20 protein-coding genes are annotated in these 16,503 nt (G+C 41.7%); 7 read left to right on the top strand and 13 right to left on the bottom strand.

What is annotated here, in order from left to right:
• Positions 1-20: 20 nt before the first annotated feature.
• Positions 21-797: a hypothetical protein gene (locus tag AAEU30_RS08545; RefSeq protein WP_421960153.1), complete on the bottom strand. Its 777-nt coding sequence runs from the start codon at positions 795-797 to the stop codon at positions 21-23.
• 111 nt (positions 798-908) lie between these two features.
• Here AAEU30_RS08545 and AAEU30_RS08540 point away from each other — a divergent pair, with 111 nt between their 5' ends.
• Positions 909-1,352, top strand: a complete 444-nt coding sequence (locus AAEU30_RS08540) for a PaaI family thioesterase (protein ID WP_421960152.1) — start codon at positions 909-911, stop codon at positions 1,350-1,352.
• Here AAEU30_RS08540 and AAEU30_RS08535 read toward each other — a convergent pair.
• Positions 1,349-1,729 (bottom strand): hypothetical protein, encoded by a 381-nt coding sequence (locus AAEU30_RS08535; protein WP_087532597.1) that lies wholly within the window; start codon positions 1,727-1,729, stop codon positions 1,349-1,351. The genes AAEU30_RS08540 and AAEU30_RS08535 overlap by 4 nt on opposite strands.
• Before the next feature lie 160 nt (positions 1,730-1,889).
• Between AAEU30_RS08535 and AAEU30_RS08530 the strand changes: the two genes are divergently transcribed.
• Together AAEU30_RS08530 and AAEU30_RS08525 are read left to right on the top strand one after the other, a co-directional pair.
• Positions 1,890-2,606 carry a hypothetical protein gene (locus AAEU30_RS08530; RefSeq protein ID WP_421960151.1) on the top strand — a complete coding sequence of 239 codons (717 nt, stop codon included), beginning with the start codon at positions 1,890-1,892 and terminating at the stop codon, positions 2,604-2,606.
• Between the two features lie 106 nt (positions 2,607-2,712).
• Positions 2,713-3,366 carry an endonuclease gene (locus tag AAEU30_RS08525; protein ID WP_421960150.1) on the top strand — a complete coding sequence of 218 codons (654 nt, stop codon included), beginning with the start codon at positions 2,713-2,715 and terminating at the stop codon, positions 3,364-3,366.
• Positions 3,367-3,432: 66 nt separating this feature from the next.
• On the opposite strand, the gene hmpA is transcribed toward AAEU30_RS08525, so the two are convergent.
• From hmpA to AAEU30_RS08510, 3 genes are read right to left on the bottom strand one after another with little or no spacing between them, the layout of a single operon-like run.
• Complete coding sequence (hmpA, locus tag AAEU30_RS08520; protein ID WP_421960149.1) at positions 3,433-4,614, bottom strand: NO-inducible flavohemoprotein; 1,182 nt, start codon at positions 4,612-4,614, stop codon at positions 3,433-3,435.
• 27 nt (positions 4,615-4,641) lie between these two features.
• Positions 4,642-5,868 carry an NnrS family protein gene (locus tag AAEU30_RS08515; RefSeq protein ID WP_421960148.1) on the bottom strand — a complete coding sequence of 409 codons (1,227 nt, stop codon included), beginning with the start codon at positions 5,866-5,868 and terminating at the stop codon, positions 4,642-4,644.
• Positions 5,868-6,125: a hypothetical protein gene (locus AAEU30_RS08510; RefSeq protein WP_421960147.1), complete on the bottom strand. Its 258-nt coding sequence runs from the start codon at positions 6,123-6,125 to the stop codon at positions 5,868-5,870. The genes AAEU30_RS08515 and AAEU30_RS08510 overlap by 1 nt, the downstream gene beginning before the upstream one ends.
• Positions 6,126-6,284: 159 nt before the next feature.
• On the opposite strand from AAEU30_RS08510, the gene norR reads away from it, so the two are divergent.
• Positions 6,285-7,844: a nitric oxide reductase transcriptional regulator NorR gene (gene norR / locus AAEU30_RS08505; RefSeq protein ID WP_421960146.1), complete on the top strand. Its 1,560-nt coding sequence runs from the start codon at positions 6,285-6,287 to the stop codon at positions 7,842-7,844.
• A gap of 3 nt (positions 7,845-7,847) precedes the next feature.
• Here norR and AAEU30_RS08500 read toward each other — a convergent pair whose 3' ends face one another.
• Together AAEU30_RS08500 and AAEU30_RS08495 are read right to left on the bottom strand one after the other, a co-directional pair.
• Positions 7,848-8,075 (bottom strand): hypothetical protein, encoded by a 228-nt coding sequence (locus AAEU30_RS08500; protein WP_421960145.1) that lies wholly within the window; start codon positions 8,073-8,075, stop codon positions 7,848-7,850.
• A complete protein-coding gene (locus AAEU30_RS08495) occupies positions 8,075-8,971 on the bottom strand; it encodes a LysR family transcriptional regulator (RefSeq protein WP_421960144.1) in 897 nt (298 codons plus the stop codon). Before AAEU30_RS08495 ends, AAEU30_RS08500 begins: the two co-directional genes overlap by 1 nt.
• A 126-nt stretch (positions 8,972-9,097) precedes the next feature.
• Between AAEU30_RS08495 and AAEU30_RS08490 the strand changes: the two genes are divergently transcribed.
• A complete protein-coding gene (locus AAEU30_RS08490; RefSeq protein ID WP_421960143.1) occupies positions 9,098-9,667 on the top strand; it encodes an NADPH-dependent FMN reductase in 570 nt (189 codons plus the stop codon).
• A gap of 5 nt (positions 9,668-9,672) precedes the next feature.
• On the opposite strand, the gene AAEU30_RS08485 is transcribed toward AAEU30_RS08490, so the two are convergent.
• Positions 9,673-10,119 carry a tellurite resistance TerB family protein gene (locus AAEU30_RS08485; protein WP_421960142.1) on the bottom strand — a complete coding sequence of 149 codons (447 nt, stop codon included), beginning with the start codon at positions 10,117-10,119 and terminating at the stop codon, positions 9,673-9,675.
• A 140-nt stretch (positions 10,120-10,259) separates the two neighbouring features.
• Between AAEU30_RS08485 and AAEU30_RS08480 the strand changes: the two genes are divergently transcribed.
• Entirely contained in the window at positions 10,260-10,586 is a 327-nt protein-coding gene (locus AAEU30_RS08480; protein WP_421960241.1) for a hypothetical protein, read from the top strand.
• A gap of 9 nt (positions 10,587-10,595) precedes the next feature.
• Here AAEU30_RS08480 and AAEU30_RS08475 read toward each other — a convergent pair whose 3' ends face one another.
• Positions 10,596-11,189, bottom strand: coding sequence for a hypothetical protein (locus AAEU30_RS08475; RefSeq protein WP_421960141.1), 594 nt, complete (start codon positions 11,187-11,189; stop codon positions 10,596-10,598).
• Between the two features lie 205 nt (positions 11,190-11,394).
• Here AAEU30_RS08475 and AAEU30_RS08470 point away from each other — a divergent pair, with 205 nt between their 5' ends.
• Positions 11,395-11,709 carry a hypothetical protein gene (locus tag AAEU30_RS08470; protein WP_290209804.1) on the top strand — a complete coding sequence of 105 codons (315 nt, stop codon included), beginning with the start codon at positions 11,395-11,397 and terminating at the stop codon, positions 11,707-11,709.
• A 54-nt stretch (positions 11,710-11,763) separates the two neighbouring features.
• Here AAEU30_RS08470 and leuD read toward each other — a convergent pair whose 3' ends face one another.
• From leuD to leuA, 4 genes are all read right to left on the bottom strand, one after another.
• Positions 11,764-12,363 (bottom strand): 3-isopropylmalate dehydratase small subunit, encoded by a 600-nt coding sequence (gene leuD, locus AAEU30_RS08465; protein WP_421960140.1) that lies wholly within the window; start codon positions 12,361-12,363, stop codon positions 11,764-11,766.
• Complete coding sequence (gene leuC / locus AAEU30_RS08460) at positions 12,363-13,763, bottom strand: 3-isopropylmalate dehydratase large subunit (protein WP_421960139.1); 1,401 nt, start codon at positions 13,761-13,763, stop codon at positions 12,363-12,365. The genes leuD and leuC overlap by 1 nt, the downstream gene beginning before the upstream one ends.
• A gap of 61 nt (positions 13,764-13,824) precedes the next feature.
• Positions 13,825-14,901 (bottom strand): 3-isopropylmalate dehydrogenase, encoded by a 1,077-nt coding sequence (gene leuB, locus AAEU30_RS08455; RefSeq protein WP_421960138.1) that lies wholly within the window; start codon positions 14,899-14,901, stop codon positions 13,825-13,827.
• The gene (leuA, locus tag AAEU30_RS08450; protein WP_421960137.1) at positions 14,898-16,451 is read right to left on the bottom strand and encodes a 2-isopropylmalate synthase; all 1,554 of its coding nucleotides are present in this window, start codon (positions 16,449-16,451) and stop codon (positions 14,898-14,900) included. Before leuA ends, leuB begins: the two co-directional genes overlap by 4 nt.
• Between the last annotated feature and the right edge of the window lie 52 nt (positions 16,452-16,503).

Here is a 16,503-nt window from a genome sequence, read left to right as displayed (position 1 = left end):
CTAGCTTTGACCCTTCTTGATTACCATCTGGTATTCAGCAATAAAGTGGCGCTATTTAAACCATCATCAGATTTCAAAGATGAGCCTAAACCAAACTTCAACGCTATATGTTCATTAAACCAATACTGTGTTTGTATCTCATAATTATCATCTCGATCGCCTCGCCCATGTACGTTAGCAACTACGCCAACAGACCAGTCTTGATTAACGTAATACGCTGCTCGGCCTTGGATGTAACGATACCGTCCTGCTAATTGCTTTGCCTCTATATCCCAGCCTTGATTATTATTGATATTAGTCCAGCGAATGTAAGGCGCATAACTCCACTCAACCGAAGTTAGCTCCTCGCTTGGATAAAAGTGACGTGTTTCTTCCACCCGACTATAAAAAGCAGTTAAGCCAATTTGCAATTGATCGTTTATTTGATTACCTATCGATGCATTGAGCAAAGAACTATCTGATTGCCAAATACCGCTATCATCATCCACATGCTGTACACCAGCCGCTAAAATAACGCCATGCTGCCAATAATAAGTCGCATCACTGGTAATATAATACAGGTTATCATTAGCAAACCCGCCGATAGCGACATTACTCACTCGATGCAAATGGCTTTTCAACTCCTGAGGGCCCGATAAGGCATTTAAGTCATCACTAAAATAACGGTACCTTGCACCTAAAAACGCTTTATCCAAGCCACTTAAATCTGTAAATCCGAGATCAACTTGATGGTTGATATCTGCATAGCTGGATATCGATAAGCAGCTAATTAACAGCATTATTCCTTTTTTCATCATGTGTTCCTAAGATGTAATATTAGGTACATTTTAGCTATTTTGATGATCTTAACTGTAGGAAAGTGTACAAAAGTGTAGACTAGTTTTTAAATTTTCAATTGAGGACATTCCATGACTATTTGGTATCAACCAATCACCTTAGAACAGTGTAAACAACTTGATGAGGGCATTAATGGCCAAGGCACATTAATGAAAACAATGGGTATTGAAATTAGCGAAATTGGCGATGACTACCTAGTGGCCACTATGCCCGCAATACCTCAGCATCATAACCCTATGGGCATGGTACATGGCGGTGCCAATGTCGTACTTGCCGAAACGGTTGCCAGTTATGCTGCAAACTTTGTGGTTGATTTTACGAAGTTCTATTGTGTAGGCCAAGAAATCAACGCCAATCACTTAAAAGCTTCACGCAATGGAACTTTAACCGCAATAGCAAAGCCTATTCATTTAGGTAGGCGTACTTCAGTGTGGGAAATTAAAATAACAAATAGCCGCAACGAGCTATGCTGCGTATCAAGAATGACCGCAGCAGTGGTTGAACGTAAAAATTAGCTTTCGATAGGGTAAATCGTTATTTCAACACCCGCACCAATTGCAGATATTCTAAGCAGAGTATCTGCTTGCAGTGCTTGATTAAAGCATTTCGGTGAAGTACCCGACTCAAAGCCAATATCAAATGTACGCCGAGAACACGACAACCACTGTTTTAATGCATTACGTGAGCATGATTCTATTAACTCACATAAGTGATTAATCGCTTTATCCGGTGTAGATACCTCAATATTTGCTTCTACACGCGCTAATTGACGATATTCATCGTGGTCATAATGTAAAACTGTGGCAATTTTTTTTAAGTCAGCCACTAGCGCACTAATATCTTGTTTAGACTCAAGCTCTAGATCTACGTTTAAAAATTGAATTTCCGACATTTGTAGCTTTACCCTTAACCCATGTTAAATACACCGCAAACTTTAACCTAAATTTGTATATATACCAAATCATCTATTACCTGCGACAATTTGCCACATTGGCAAAAGCCCCCTAACCTATAAAATATCGCACTGAAAAATAACAATAAATGAGTAAGTAATGAACAAACGCATTTTCAAGCATGCACGAAAAATTCATAAATGGCTTGGTTACATACTCGCACTACAAATCTTTGCATGGCTGTTAGGTGGTTTAGTGATGAGTGCTATTCCTCTCGATAAAGTGCATGGCAAACATTTAGCATTGCGCTCCCTTGAGAACCCATTTACGCAAGTCGACTACCCTACATCACTCGATAATATTGTTTCTCAGGTGGCACAGCCGATACAAATAAATTACACACACTTTTTAACAACACCTATTATTACTGTGACGAGTGAAAATGAAGAGCACAATTTTAACGGCTTAACAGGCCGTCCTTTCATTACGCCAAGTAAAGCGCAAATAATTGCTAATGCACAAGCTCACTTATTAATCGACGCTAAAGTAAATGCAGCGACTAAACTCGACATGGGCCCAAGAGAAATAGGCTATAAAAAGAATATTTGGCAAGTTAGTTTCGATGATAGTTTTAATACAACCTTGTATTTGTGGGCTGATAGCGGCAAAGTTATCACTGTTCGTAGCACTATTTGGCGGATTTTTGACTTTTTCTGGATGTTACACATCATGGACTACGATGAACGAGAGGATTTTAATAATCCCTTGTTGATTAGCTTTTCGGCAACCAGTGTGCTGTTCTGCCTCACAGGTATCACTTTGTTACTGCAAAATATTCGTCTTCGTCGTCATAAACGCAAAAAGCTGAGTAATTAACTCCCTGATTATTGCATTTTAGGCAACTTAGCCCATTTAACCGATTTACCCTATAGACTAATCACTCTAAAATTGCATTTCCTGTAGTTCACATAAGTGATTGGAAATGCCCTATTTTATTATTGCGTTAGTTATTTCCCTTGTAAGTTTTAACCTTCACAGCGAGCAGTTCACTCGCTTTTCAACAGCGAAAAGGCATTTAATAAAAACGTTACCAAGCGATGCCAAAAGCATTTACTGTGGCTGCGATATAAAACGCCAAGGTAAAAAATTAATACCCGACCCTTCAGCATGCGGCTATAAACCTCGTAATGCGGTTACGCGCTCAGGTAAACCTAATGCACGTGCTGTTCGTATTGAGTGGGAGCATATAGTACCAGCGTGGGAGTTCGGTCATCAGTTACAATGCTGGCAAAATGGCGGACGTAAAAACTGCGTGAAAACCAGTGAACAATTTAGAAAAATGGAAGCTGATATTAATAATCTAGCCCCAGCAATTGGTGAAATTAACGCAGATAGATCGAATTATCGTTTTGGTATGGTTGCAGGTAACGCCACTCAATATGGTAGCTGCCAAGTAAAAGTGAATTTTAAACAACGGGTAGTTGAACCACCTGCCTATTCACGCAAACGTATTGCAGATGCTTATTTTTACATGCAAAAAACCTACGGACTAAAAATATCGAATAAACAACAGCAGTTATTTAAAGCATGGCAAAACCAAGCGATGATAGCGAAAGGCAGTAATACTGTACTTTAAACAGCCAAAAAGTATAAAAAGGCGCATTGCGCGCCTGTTACTTAAAACCTGTATTTAATTTTGTGATTAAATATCTTGGTGTGGACCAAACACCTCATAATGAATACGTGCGGTATCCACGCCAAGGTCGAGTAGCTGCTGTTTAATGACAGCCATAAAACCAGTTGGGCCACAGATGTAGAAATCCCCACCTCCAAGCGGTAACTGCTCTGCAACAACGCTAACATCCATCAAGCCAGTAAAGTCAGCTCCCTCACCACCTTGATTAAACCACGTATAACTACTTAATCTTGAATGTGCTGATACCTGCTCAGTCAAAAAGCCAGCAAATGAATGCTGATCGGCATTTTCACACGCGTGTAAATAAGTAATAGCCTGATCAGAGCTGTCGCTTAGTAAAGTTTGTAGCATCGCCATCATCGGTGTTTGCCCGACTCCTGCAGAAATTAATACGGCAGGTTTACTGTACGAACGTAAGAAGAAATCGCCAGCAGGCGGATATAACCCAACAACGCTACCTTCTTCAAGTGAGTGTAAGTGATTAGACACGATACCTGCTGCTGGCAGTAATTCTTTTTTCACGCTGATGCGGTAATTTTCACCATTACTTTGCTGAGAAATAGAGTATTGGCGTATCTCACTATACTGCGCATCAGTGGGCTTCACTTTAATACCTAAATATTGCCCTGGCTTATGAGTGATTACCGCTTTGCCATCGTTCGGTACTAAAGTAAAACTCGTTACTAACTCTGACTCAACTTGCTTATTAGCGATCGTGAATTCTCGAGTACCACTCCAGCCACCGTGCTTGGTTTTACTGTGCTCGTATAGCGCCGCCTCTTCAGTAATACAAATATCAGCAAGCAATGCATATGCTTCACGCCATGCGTATTCAACCTCTGGCGTAAACTGCTCTGGGATCAGCTCTTTTAATGTACCAATTAAATGCCCGCCAACAATGGGATAATGCTCAGGTAAAATATGCATACTGGTATGCTTATGATTAATACGCGCCAACGCTTCTTTCAACACATCCAAGTTATCAATATTTTGCGCATATGCCGCCAATGCATTAAAAAGAGCAAACTGCTGACGCCCGCTGCGCTGGTTAGCCATATTAAAAATATCCTGTAATTCAGGATTATGGCTAAACAGTCGATTATAAAAGTGCTCAGTAACGACAGTGCCCGCCTCTGCCAATAAAGGCACAGTACTTTTTACAATATTGATGGTTTTTTCAGATAACATACTACTTTCCTATAACTAAAATAATAATTAACCACGCCGCCCATCAACACGACGCCGCGTTAAAATAGGAATGCAATGGAGTAGAAACAACACAAATGCCACCAACCACAATACAGCGCTCAATTGCCACGCTATATGCGGTCCAATAACAAAGGGTAATAACGAACGAACAATGGCTGCAACAAGCACTAAAGCAAACGCCACAGCCATAAAGTATGGAGTAGTTAAAGAACGCCCAGTATGACCATGAGATACGCGAGTCATCATGGCTAAAATCATCAATCCAATAGTTCCGATAGTGATCATGTGCAACGCATCTTTAAACAAAATTAGTGAGCTGAAAAAGCTAAGCGTAACCAGTGTCAAACCTAGGCCTAGCGCTAAATATGAAAAATGTAATGACCAAAGCAGCGGAACTTTAAGGACTTTAGTGTTCCACCACATGAATGAACGACTTAGATGCAACACAGCCACAATACCCATTCCCCAACCGGGGTTAAAATTTAGCAGCTGGCTTAAAAAATAAAGAAAGATTGCTACGATTGAGCTAAACAATAAAACCTTGTCTAATCGAGGTGTACGTATTTGTTGCTCTAAGTTTAAGCCTCTTGCAGTAAAAAAAGGTAAAACACGCCCTGCGACTATCCCAACTAATAACGTCATAACAAGCACAGCGGTATCAACGATAGATAAAGCCAGCGCCATATTTTTTTGCAGCACTAACCACAGATAAATCGCGTTTAGTGCGCACAACACAGCCAGTATCAATAAAAACTGATAGTTATTTTTACTCTTCGCTGCAATTAACATATTTGCTAAGGTAACAATGGCGCTCAGCCACCACAGTGTTTGCAAGCCAATTACAAGGTATAAATTTAAATTATCAATGCCTGTAGCCGTGATAAAAAAAGCGCCTCTGGCTGCCAGCCAAACTAAAGTAAGCAACATGAGCTTATTGCCGTTGATACTTGCTACGCCAGTCCATGTTTGTGCTGCGGTTAATAAAAACCCCACAGCAACGGCGCCTGCAAAGCCAAATAGCATTTCGTGAGCATGCCATAATGTTGCTGGCATACTTAATTGCCAACTTGCGTTACCCGTTAAAATTAACAGCCAATAAGCCATGGATAAAACAGCGAGTAAACTCGCGCCTAAAAAGTAAGGCCGAAATGCTAACCCCCAAAGCGGCCACTGCCCTACTTGATAAAAACGGATTTGTTTAGGCATAGGTTCGGTTAAATTAATAGGTCGCATTATCGTACCTCTCTGCCTAAGCTATTGAGTGCAATACAGCGAAGTACATAGCTAATTTTTAAAATAGTGGCAGCGATGATGGTTGAAATATGAGCTGCAATTTGCAGTTTTATCGTTAACAACTCTGCAAGTGGATAACTTAGTAGCACGGTGATAATTAAGCTAACTGTACTCAATACCAATGCCCAATTAGCAGCACTTAGTAAGCGAATATAGAAATCTGTTAAATCGTTATAAATCGATGTGTAGGCAGTCATACAATCACCATTATTTAAATATCTACACGATGTATTGCATGGAGCGAGCCAAGTTTAAAATAACATTACTATCAATTAGTTATAATTTAACCCTTTGACAAGTAAGTCATAATGACCTACCGTAATGAAAGGAAAAAAACACATAAGAGTCAATTTGACATGCTCACTACTGAAGCACTTCTTAGGACAGCAATGCAGCTCGCTGTTATTGAACAACCTCACTGCCACTATCAACATATTATTGAGTGTGTAAAAAAGGTGCTGCCTAGTGATGCTATCGCTTTGCTCATTCGCCAAGATGACGTGTTAAAACCAATGGCTATTCACGGTCTGATGCCTGACACTTTAGGCCGACGGTTTGTGATCAACGACCACCCTCGCCTACATGCTATTTGCAACGCAAGCCAGCCACTACAATTTGCTCAAGATTGTCCACTTCCAGACCCATACGATGGTTTGCTCAGTTGTAAGCAAGGAGATATTCCGGTACACGCTTGCTTAGGCATGCCTTTACTCGATAAAAACGATGATTTACTCGCAGTGATTACCCTAGATAGCCTCAATGCAAAAGCGTTTGATGAGTATGATTTACAACAGCTAACCGTATTGAGCCAGCTCTGTGCTACCCAGTTAAAAACCACTTTGTTGTTACAGCAATATCAAAATCACGCGCAGCACAGTAATGCATTAGTACAAGAGCTAAACCGTGAGGCACTTACCCGTGATGGCGTTGAAATAATAGGGCAAAGTGCTGCGATGCAAAGCTTAAAAAACGATCTAAAACTCGTGGCTGGCTCAGAGTTTAGTGTACTAATTCAAGGTGATACTGGAGTCGGCAAGGAGCTCGTCGCACGTAATATACACATGCATTCAAAACGCAGTAAGCAGCCACTTATCCACTTAAATTGTGCATCATTGCCAGAAAACCTAGCCGAAAGTGAGTTTTTTGGCCACGCGAAAGGAGCATTTACAGGTGCAGAGCACGCACGCCAAGGTAAGTTTCAACTCGCTGACGGCGGCACTTTATTTTTAGATGAAATTGGCGAATTACCTCTGGCGATGCAAAGTAAATTACTGCGAGTTTTACAAAGCGGTGAGATTCAAACCGTAGGCGAAGATAAGGTAAAATATGTTGATGTGAGAGTGATTGCCGCAACAAACCGCAATCTTAAAGATGAAGTGACACAGGGACGCTTTAGAGCCGACTTATATCACCGCTTAAGTGTTTACCCATTGCATGTTCCACCTTTAAATCAGCGCGAAAACGATGTGATACTGTTAGCGGGATTTTTTATCGAAAAAACCGCCCGTAAATTGGCGATTGAACAACTCAAACTCAGTGTCGAGGCACAGCTCACACTAGCGCAATACAGCTGGCCAGGAAATGTGCGTGAACTTGAACATGTCATTAGCCGTGCTGCTTTAAAGGCTAAGCAAAGCCAATGGCAACAAGCAATTATCACCATAGAACCAGAACATTGTGAGCTTAACCTGACAACCAGTAAAACGGTTTCGCCATTAATACCGACACCAAAACCGCATGATTCAGAGCTTTCGTTAAAGCAAGCAACTGACACATTTACCCACCATCTAATTACTCAACAATTAGCGCATCATGAGTTTAATTGGGCGGCAACTGCACGTACTTTAAATATTGATAGAGCCAATTTAGTAAGACTTGCTAAACGACTCGGAATTACAATTAAAAAGACACTGTAATATTTAAAGTGCCGTTAAATCTTGCTGTTCAGGCGCTAAGCACGGACTGGCTAAACACTGTTTAGCCAGCTCACTTGCCGCTGGTGGAAAATAAACAATCACTTCACAATGCAAACCATGTTTTGCGACATAACGCACAAACAACGGCGCATCAGCTTTAGCTTGTTGTTTTATTTTATCAAGTTCGATGCCTGACAGCATCGCATCACCTAAATTTTTGCAATGCCACATCAGCCTAATTTACGCTCTTTGAAATACGCTTTTAGTAACTGACTAAACGCTTGCACTTTCGCCGTTCTGTGAACTAAGTGATGCGTTACAAGCCATAAATCTGTAGGCCAACTTAACTCACTAGCTAATACCGGCACTAAATCTGGGTATTGTGCCGCAACATCATGCTGTAAGCCGCCAATACCCAACCCTTTCACAATTGCTCGTGTTGCTTCGGAGGTTTCTGATACTCTTAGTTTCACTTGCGCAGCTGGAATATGCTGATCAACCCACGCAAAGTAAGGTACTTTGCCATTGTAGCCTGCAACCCCCGAAACAAAATTATGTAATTCAAGCTGCTTTAATGATTTAGGCAATCCATGTTTGGTTATGTAGCGCTTAGACGCATAAAAGCCTGATGATAAATGCGCTAAGTGCTGAGCAATATAGTCACCTTCATCTGGACGCGGGCCTGCACGTACTGCAATATGCGCTTGCCCATGATCCAGCCGCAAACGTTTTTGGTCAAGTATCACTTCTAATTGCACTTGCGGGTGTAAGCTTTGAAACTGCTCACACACATCACTTAATACATCAATAAAACCACTCACTGTGGTAAGCAATAAACTGCCGCGCAAGGTGCTGTCAGCAGCAATTATATCGTTATGTAGCCGCTCAAGTTCGCTGTTGATAGATTGCGCTGTTGTAAATAACTTAGCGCCGATCTCTGTCACTTTATAACCGCGAGCATGACGATGAAATAAACGTGCATTTAAGCTTTGCTCTAAATTATTAATACGCCTAAGTACCGTACTGTGGTGCACGTTGAGTTTTTCAGCCGCGGCTGTGAGTGTGCCCAGTCGCGCTACTTCATAAGCTACCTTTACATCTTGCCAGTCATCAAATTGAATCGCCATACTCGCCCTTAACTTTTAATTGTGCGTATATGCACATAAGTTTTGCGTTTATTTGGCTTTTCTGCAAGTAAATATTTGCTAAAGTAACTAACAGACAGACAAACTAAATTAATTAAGGCGAACACCATGACTGCACCAAAAATTATTGCCTTAGCAGGCAGCTTACGTAAAGATAGCTTCAATCAAAAATTGATCAACGAAGCAGCTCGCTTTGCATTAGAAAGCGGCGCAGAAGTTGAAGTGATCAAACTTGCAGATTTAAACTTACCACTATTTGATGAAGACATTGAAGCACAAGGTACTCCAGCAGGAGCACAGCTTTTAAAAAACAAGCTTCGCGCAGCTGATGGTATTTTACTTGCTAGCCCTGAATATAACGGTTCTATCACTGCGGTACTTAAAAATGCGATTGACTGGGCATCACGCACAGAGCAAGGTGCAGTCCCTGCATTTCGTAACAAGGTGACAGCGTTATATGCCTCTTCACCGGGTGGTTTAGGTGGGTTACGTGGTTTGAATCACGTACGCGATATTTTATCGGGTATTGGTAGCTTAGTGTTAGCTGATCAACTAGCGGTGCCTGCTATTCATACTGTACTTGATGAAACTGGCCGCATTAGCGACCCTGTTACCGCTGACAAAGTAGCAGGCTTGGTGCAACAACTTGTAAGCGTTGCCAGTAAACTAAATAAGTAAATCCTTTAAGAAAGCTTTGTCGCGGCTAGTTTAGCGGCGATAAAGTCTTCATGAGTTACGTAAAGTAAGTTAGCAACACGACGTATTACATATTCTTCTTGCGGGTCAAGCTCACCATCGGCATAAGCCAACCTCCAAAGTAATTCTATAATTTCAATACGCTGCCGTGCACTGCACTGATTATTGATTTGCTTAGAAAATTGAAAGTAATCGATGGCTTCATCTAAACTTTTACCTGCACTTTGCATCAGCTCGTCAACTTCTTCATCCGTTAACTGAAAATACTTTTTAAGTGTGAAGGTTAACGTTTTAAGCTCATCATCTTGCTGCTGGGTATCTGCACGCATAACCTCAATTAATAATGCCGCGACCGCTGTTTTCAGATCATGCTCTTGCATCTGATTTGGCTGATCATTAAAAGTTGAAAATAGCTGTTTTATTTGTTTGAACATCACATTTTCCCTTTTGGGGTGTTAGACTTAACTCATAGCTGAAGCACCACTGTAGTTAAATCGCGTGCGCAATACAATAATGGAGTACAAGGTTTATGACAGGAAAATGGAGCAAAAACCTCACAAGTATCTTTATTCTTATGATATTAGCGGGGTGTAATACTGCCTATGCAGAAAAAGGAGAAACCGAAAAGCTCTACGACTTTGACGAAAAAGTGCATTACTACCAAACTCAAATTGACGATAATAACTACCACTTAGAAATTCAATCTGACGACTATCAGCATTTTAAAAACCAAAGCGTGTTTTTACTTCGTCATGCTAACCGTCTATGTCGTGGCAATACCTTTATGTTAAAAGTGACTGACGGCGTACAAGAATATGACCGTTTCCCGACCAAACCTCGTAAATATCAGCCACCTTTAACTGTATTACTGCAATGTGAGACTGAGCCCACAAAAGACTAGTCTTTGCTTTTAATCTTTATAACCCCAAGGTGCAGCAGGTGGAGTAATTGGTTTAGTTAAATCAAAATCAACACGGAATTCACGGCCTTGGCGAATCAAGCGGTAAGTAAACTTTTCAGGGTAAATATACATTTGCCATGTATTACCCATTGATTGTGGAATACCTTGGTTAACAAATAATTCTTTTGAATATTGATCCGCAGGGAAAGACTGCACGCTCTCAAAACCCGCATCAATCGTATGACCACCGTACATAGTAGATACATCATCAGAGCCATCTTTATGGCGATGATCGTGCTTTAAGCTCAAGCCACTGCCTGTTTTTGTAATTATCCACGTACGTGAGGCATCATCGCCAACGTGAAATGGCACTTGTAGTTCACTACCAGTGCATTTACGAACATGCATGACTAATTTTTTACCCGCAAACGAACTAGGACCAGCAGCATTATCAACTGTTACAGTTCCTTCGTAAGCTTTACCACAATGGGCGGCAATATTATCAAAAAAGCCATCATGGCTAGGGATAGACACTAACGGTGCTGGGCGTGCAAACACAGCAGTTGATGCCAAAAATAAGGTTGCAGCAGTAAATAACTTCATAGCATGTTCCTAATAGATAAAAAGCCCACCTTAGCTTGTTACTAAAGACAAAGGAAGTAATCGCGGTGAATGGCAGTTCAGCTATAAGTAGGTGAGATAAAAGTTAGCGAGTCTAAAAATAAAACAAAAGCGGCCATCACTGTTGAACTTAAATGAAAAACAACTTATGTTCGATTAATAAAAGATAAACAAAAATAAGGAAGGAATGATGGGAAGTTACCCATTGCTGTCGTTCATTTTAATTTGTGCACTATTTATTATACAAAATCGAAAATATAACGCCTTACTTACACACTTAGCGCAGACACATCCAACTCAGTGGGAGCAATTAGCGCAAAATACACTAGGCGATACTTCACACTGTGCAGTGGCAGCTAATTTTAATGAATCACTCAAAAATGGCTTTTTCTCAACCCTAGATGACCCAAAAATTAGTCAATTTAAAAAGCTTAAAACTATTAATATGACTATTTGCTTTGCACTTACAGTACTAGGTTTGACGATTGCTTATATATATTAACCATAAAAAAACGCGGCCTGAGCCGCGTTTCATTATTTAATCACTTTTAAACCACTACTGCCAAGGACGCTCAGCGTTAAGCTTTGCTTCAAAGGCGTCGATTTGCGGATTTAGCGTTTCGGTTACGCCGATAAAATCTAAACCACTTAATAAACGCTCTTTTACGTCTTTACGAATATCAAAGCTAATTGGTGCAAACTTGTTACTGGTCAACGTTTGATTTTCAAGATCGATGTCGATATGAATATCGTCATGTTGTTCACTCAGTACAAATAAATCTTCCAATGTTTGCGCTGATAATGCAATCGCAAGCATTTGGTTATTACCGCAGTTATTAAAGAAAATATCAGCAAAGCTTTCAGCCAAAATCACTTCAAAACCGTATTGTTTAAGTGCCCAAGGTGCATGCTCACGTGATGAGCCACAGCCAAAGTTATCGCGAGTTAGCAATATTTGCGCACCTTGGTAACAAGGGCGATTTAAAATAAACTCTGGGTTTGGCTCGCCGTTATCTAAATAGCGCCAATCGTAAAACAAGGCTGCATCAAAGCCATCACGGCTAGTTGATGTTAAGAACTGCTTAGGAATAATTTGGTCTGTATCAACATTGTTTTTATCTAGTGGGGCCATTAAGCCGCTAAAATAAGTGCTCATTAAGCTTCTCCTCTAATATCAACAAAACGACCATGTATTGCTGCCGCTGCGGCCATTGCTGGGCTTACTAAATGTGTACGTCCGCCGCGGCCTTGACGGCCTTCAAAGTTACGGTTAGACGTAGATGCACAACGCTTTCCTGCGCCTAAACGATCGTCGTTCATTGCTAAGCACATTGAACAACCCGGCTCGCGCCATTCAAAGCCTGCGGCTTTAAAAATATCGGCTAAGCCTTCGTCTTCCGCTTGTTTTTTCACCAAGCCTGAGCCCGGTACAATTAACGCTTCAACGCCAGCAGCAACTTGCTTACCTTGCACAATATGAGCAGCAGCACGTAAATCTTCAATCCGACTGTTAGTACATGAGCCAATAAATACGGTATCAACGCTTGCTGATGACAGCTTTTCCCCCGCTTTTAAGTCCATGTATTTAAGCGCGCTACGAATTGCATCTGCTTTGATTAAATCAGGCTCTTTATCAGGATCAGGAATAAATTCATCTACACCAATTACTTGTTCAGGGCTTGTGCCCCAAGTAATTTGTGGCTGGATGCTGCTCGCTTCTAATTCAACAACTAAATCAAACTGCGCGCCTTCGTCAGTTTTTAACGTTTCCCAGTAAGCAACGGCTGCATCAAAATCAGCGCCTTTGGGTGCAAACGGGCGGCCTTTTAAGTAATCATACGTAATTTGGTCAGAGGCTATTAAACCGGCTTTCGCGCCCATTTCAATACTCATGTTACACAGCGTCATACGTGCTTCCATTGATAACGCCTCAATACCTTCGCCACAAAACTCTGCTACATAGCCTGTACCACCGGCTGTACCTAGCTTGCCAATCACCGCCATTATTAAATCTTTGGCTGTCACTGTAGGACGTAAAACACCATTGATTTGAATTTTTAATGACTTGGCTTTTTTCTGCTGTAGCGTTTGCGTCGCAAGAACATGTTCAACCTCAGAGGTACCAATGCCGTGAGCAAGTGCACCAAATGCACCGTGCGTTGAGGTATGACTATCGCCACACACTATGGTAGTGCCCGGTAAGGTAATACCTTGCTCAGGTCCCATTACATGCACAATGCCTTGATTAATTGAGTTTAGATCGTAAAGCGTAATACCAAATTCTTTACAGTTTGCATCAAGCGCCATTAATTGGTTCTTTGATACTTCACTGGCGGCATCAAGTGATCGGCTTTTAGTCGATACATTATGATCCATAGTCGCGATGGTTTTTTCTGGGCAGCGTACTTTACGATTTTTTTCACGAAGGCCTGCAAACGCTTGCGGCGAGGTTACTTCGTGCACTAAATGACGGTCAATATAAAGTAAGTCAGTTTGCTCATTAATACTGGCAACTACGTGTGCTTGCCAGATTTTGTCGTATAAAGTTTGGGCCACTTGCTAATTCCCTAATGCTGTTTTGAGCCGAAACATAACGGTGCTTCGGCTATAAAAATATTTAGATGCGTGAAACGATTGCTGCTGCAACATCACTTGTAGTGTATCCACCATTTGGATAAATATCTGGTGTGCCTACACCCGCTTCCACGGCTTCTGCTACTGCTTTTTCAATACTGCGCGCCGCTTCGTCTTGACCTAGCGAATAACGCAACATCAGCGCCGCACTTAAAATTTGTGCGATTGGGTTAGCAATGCCTTTGCCTGCAATATCTGGGGCTGAGCCACCAGCAGGTTCATACATACCAAAACCCGATTGATTCAAACTCGCTGAAGGTAATAGCCCCATAGAACCTGTGATCATCGCGCATTCATCAGACAAAATATCACCAAACAAGTTATCACAAAGTAATACATCAAACTGACTTGGTTGCTTAACCAATTGCATTGCTGCGTTATCAACATAAATATAATCTAGGCTGACCTCTGGGTAGTCTTTGCTGACATCCGTTACCACTTCACGCCATAACACGCTTGATGCTAATACGTTCGCTTTATCAACCGACGTTACATGGTTGTTGCGTAGTTTTGCCGCTTCAAAAGCAAAACGAGCAATGCGTTCTATTTCTTTGCGCGAATAAGTTTGTGTATCAAATGCAGCTTCATCGGCACCTTCACCTGTACGGCCTTTATCTCCAAAGTAGATACCACCTGTTAGCTCACGCACACATAAAATATCAAAACCACGCTCACTAATATCTGCACGTAGTGGTGAAGCTGCACTTAATGCTGGCAATAGCTGGGCTGGGCGTAAATTACAAAACAACCCAAAGTGCTTACGCAGTGGGAGTAAAGAGGCACGTTCTGGTTGTTCATCAGCAGGTAAGTGCTCCCATTTTGGGCCACCTACTGAGCCAAATAAAATCGCATCGGCCTTTTCACACGCTGCAAGCGTTGTATCTGGTAATGCTTTGCCAAACTCATCAATTGCTGCACCGCCAATAGCGTGAGGATGACGAGTCATGGTAAAGCCAAACTTGTTACTTACTGCATCAAGTACGCTTTCTGCTGCTGCCATTACTTCAGGGCCGATACCGTCGCCTGCTAATACCGCAACGCTGTAATTTGTTTGACTCATCCTGCTTTCCTTTGTTGTTTTAAATCAGACACTTTTTGTGCACGATAAATTAAGTTATAAACACGGATCATGGCGCGTACTGACGCTTCAACCACATCCGCTGCTATGCCCGCTCCGTGATAAGGGCGACCATCGTATTTAGCTATAATATTGACTTGCCCCAATGAACTGGCACCTTCACCTGTGGCTTCTAAATTAAATTCAATCATTTCAACAGCCATACCCGTTAAGCGCTCAATCGCTAAGAATGACGCTTCAACTGGTCCATTGCCGGTTGCGGCTTCTTGTTTAGATTCACCAGCTATGGTCATCCCGATAGTTGAGCTTGCTACCGACTGTGAATTAGACGTTGAGTTAACAAACTCTAATTGATATTTTTCGTCTTTATCATTGATTTGATTAAAGTAGATCATCGCTTCAAGGTCGTAATCGTAAACCGTGCCTTTTTGGTCAGCTAACGCTAAAAAGCTTGCGTATAAACTATCCATATCGTAATCAGATTTTTGATAACCTAACTCTTCTAAACGATGCTCAATAACATGACGACCCGAACGTGAGGTCATATTTAATTGGTTATTTGGCACGCCAACGCTTTCTGGCGACATGATTTCATAAGTATTTTGCGCTTTTAAGACACCGTCTTGGTGAATACCTGAACTATGAGCAAATGCGTTTTCACCAACAATGGCTTTATTCGGTTGCACTGGCATATTACAGATTTTAGCCACTTGGCGAGAAGCGCGGTAAATTTCTTCGCTACGAATATCAGTATGTACTTTTAAGTGGTCTTGGCGCATTTTCATAATCATCGCCACTTCTTCAAGCGAGCAGTTACCTGCACGCTCGCCAATACCATTGATTGTACATTCGATTTGGCGTGCACCGGCTTGAACTGCCGCAACAGAGTTCGCTACAGCTAGCCCTAAATCGTTATGACAATGCACACTTAAGCGTGCTTTATCTATATTTGGCACATTATTCATTAAATGATGGATCATCGCCGCGTATTCGTCTGGCGTTACAAAACCAACGGTATCAGGTAAGTTAATCGTAGATGCACCCGCATTGATAGCCTGCTCTACAATTTTACATAAATCCCAATGCGGCGTACGGCCTGCATCTTCACATGAAAACTCCACATCATCTGTATAATTACGCGCAAGCTTGATTGATTTAACCGCCATGGCAGTAGCGTCATCTAAGCTCATACGTAGTTTGTGTTCTAAGTGCAGCGGGCTGGTAGCGATAAAAGTATGAATACGGCTTTGTTGCGCCGTGCGTAATGCTTCACCACAGGCTTCAATGTCTTTCGCAACAGAGCGGGCTAAACCGCAAATAATAGGCCCTTTCACTTCAGTGGCAATGCGTTGTACTGAACGAAAATCGGCAGGGCTCGAAACCGGAAAGCCCACTTCCATCACATCCACATTTAGACGACTAATAGTATGCGCCAGTTGGATTTTATCATCTTCAGTTAGACTTGCTTTAAGCGCCTGCTCACCGTCACGCAATGTGGTGTCGAAAATCCATACCTTGTCTTTATCTTGCATAATCTACCCTTAATTCTCAGCTGCCCTAGTTGCGAGATAAAAAAAACCCCGC

This window comes from Pseudoalteromonas mucoides (genome assembly GCF_049257175.1).
Taxonomy (GTDB): Bacteria; Pseudomonadota; Gammaproteobacteria; order Enterobacterales; family Alteromonadaceae; genus Pseudoalteromonas.
The sequence above is the reverse complement of the archived record's forward strand: the minus strand, read 5'-3'. Positions and strand labels throughout refer to the sequence as shown.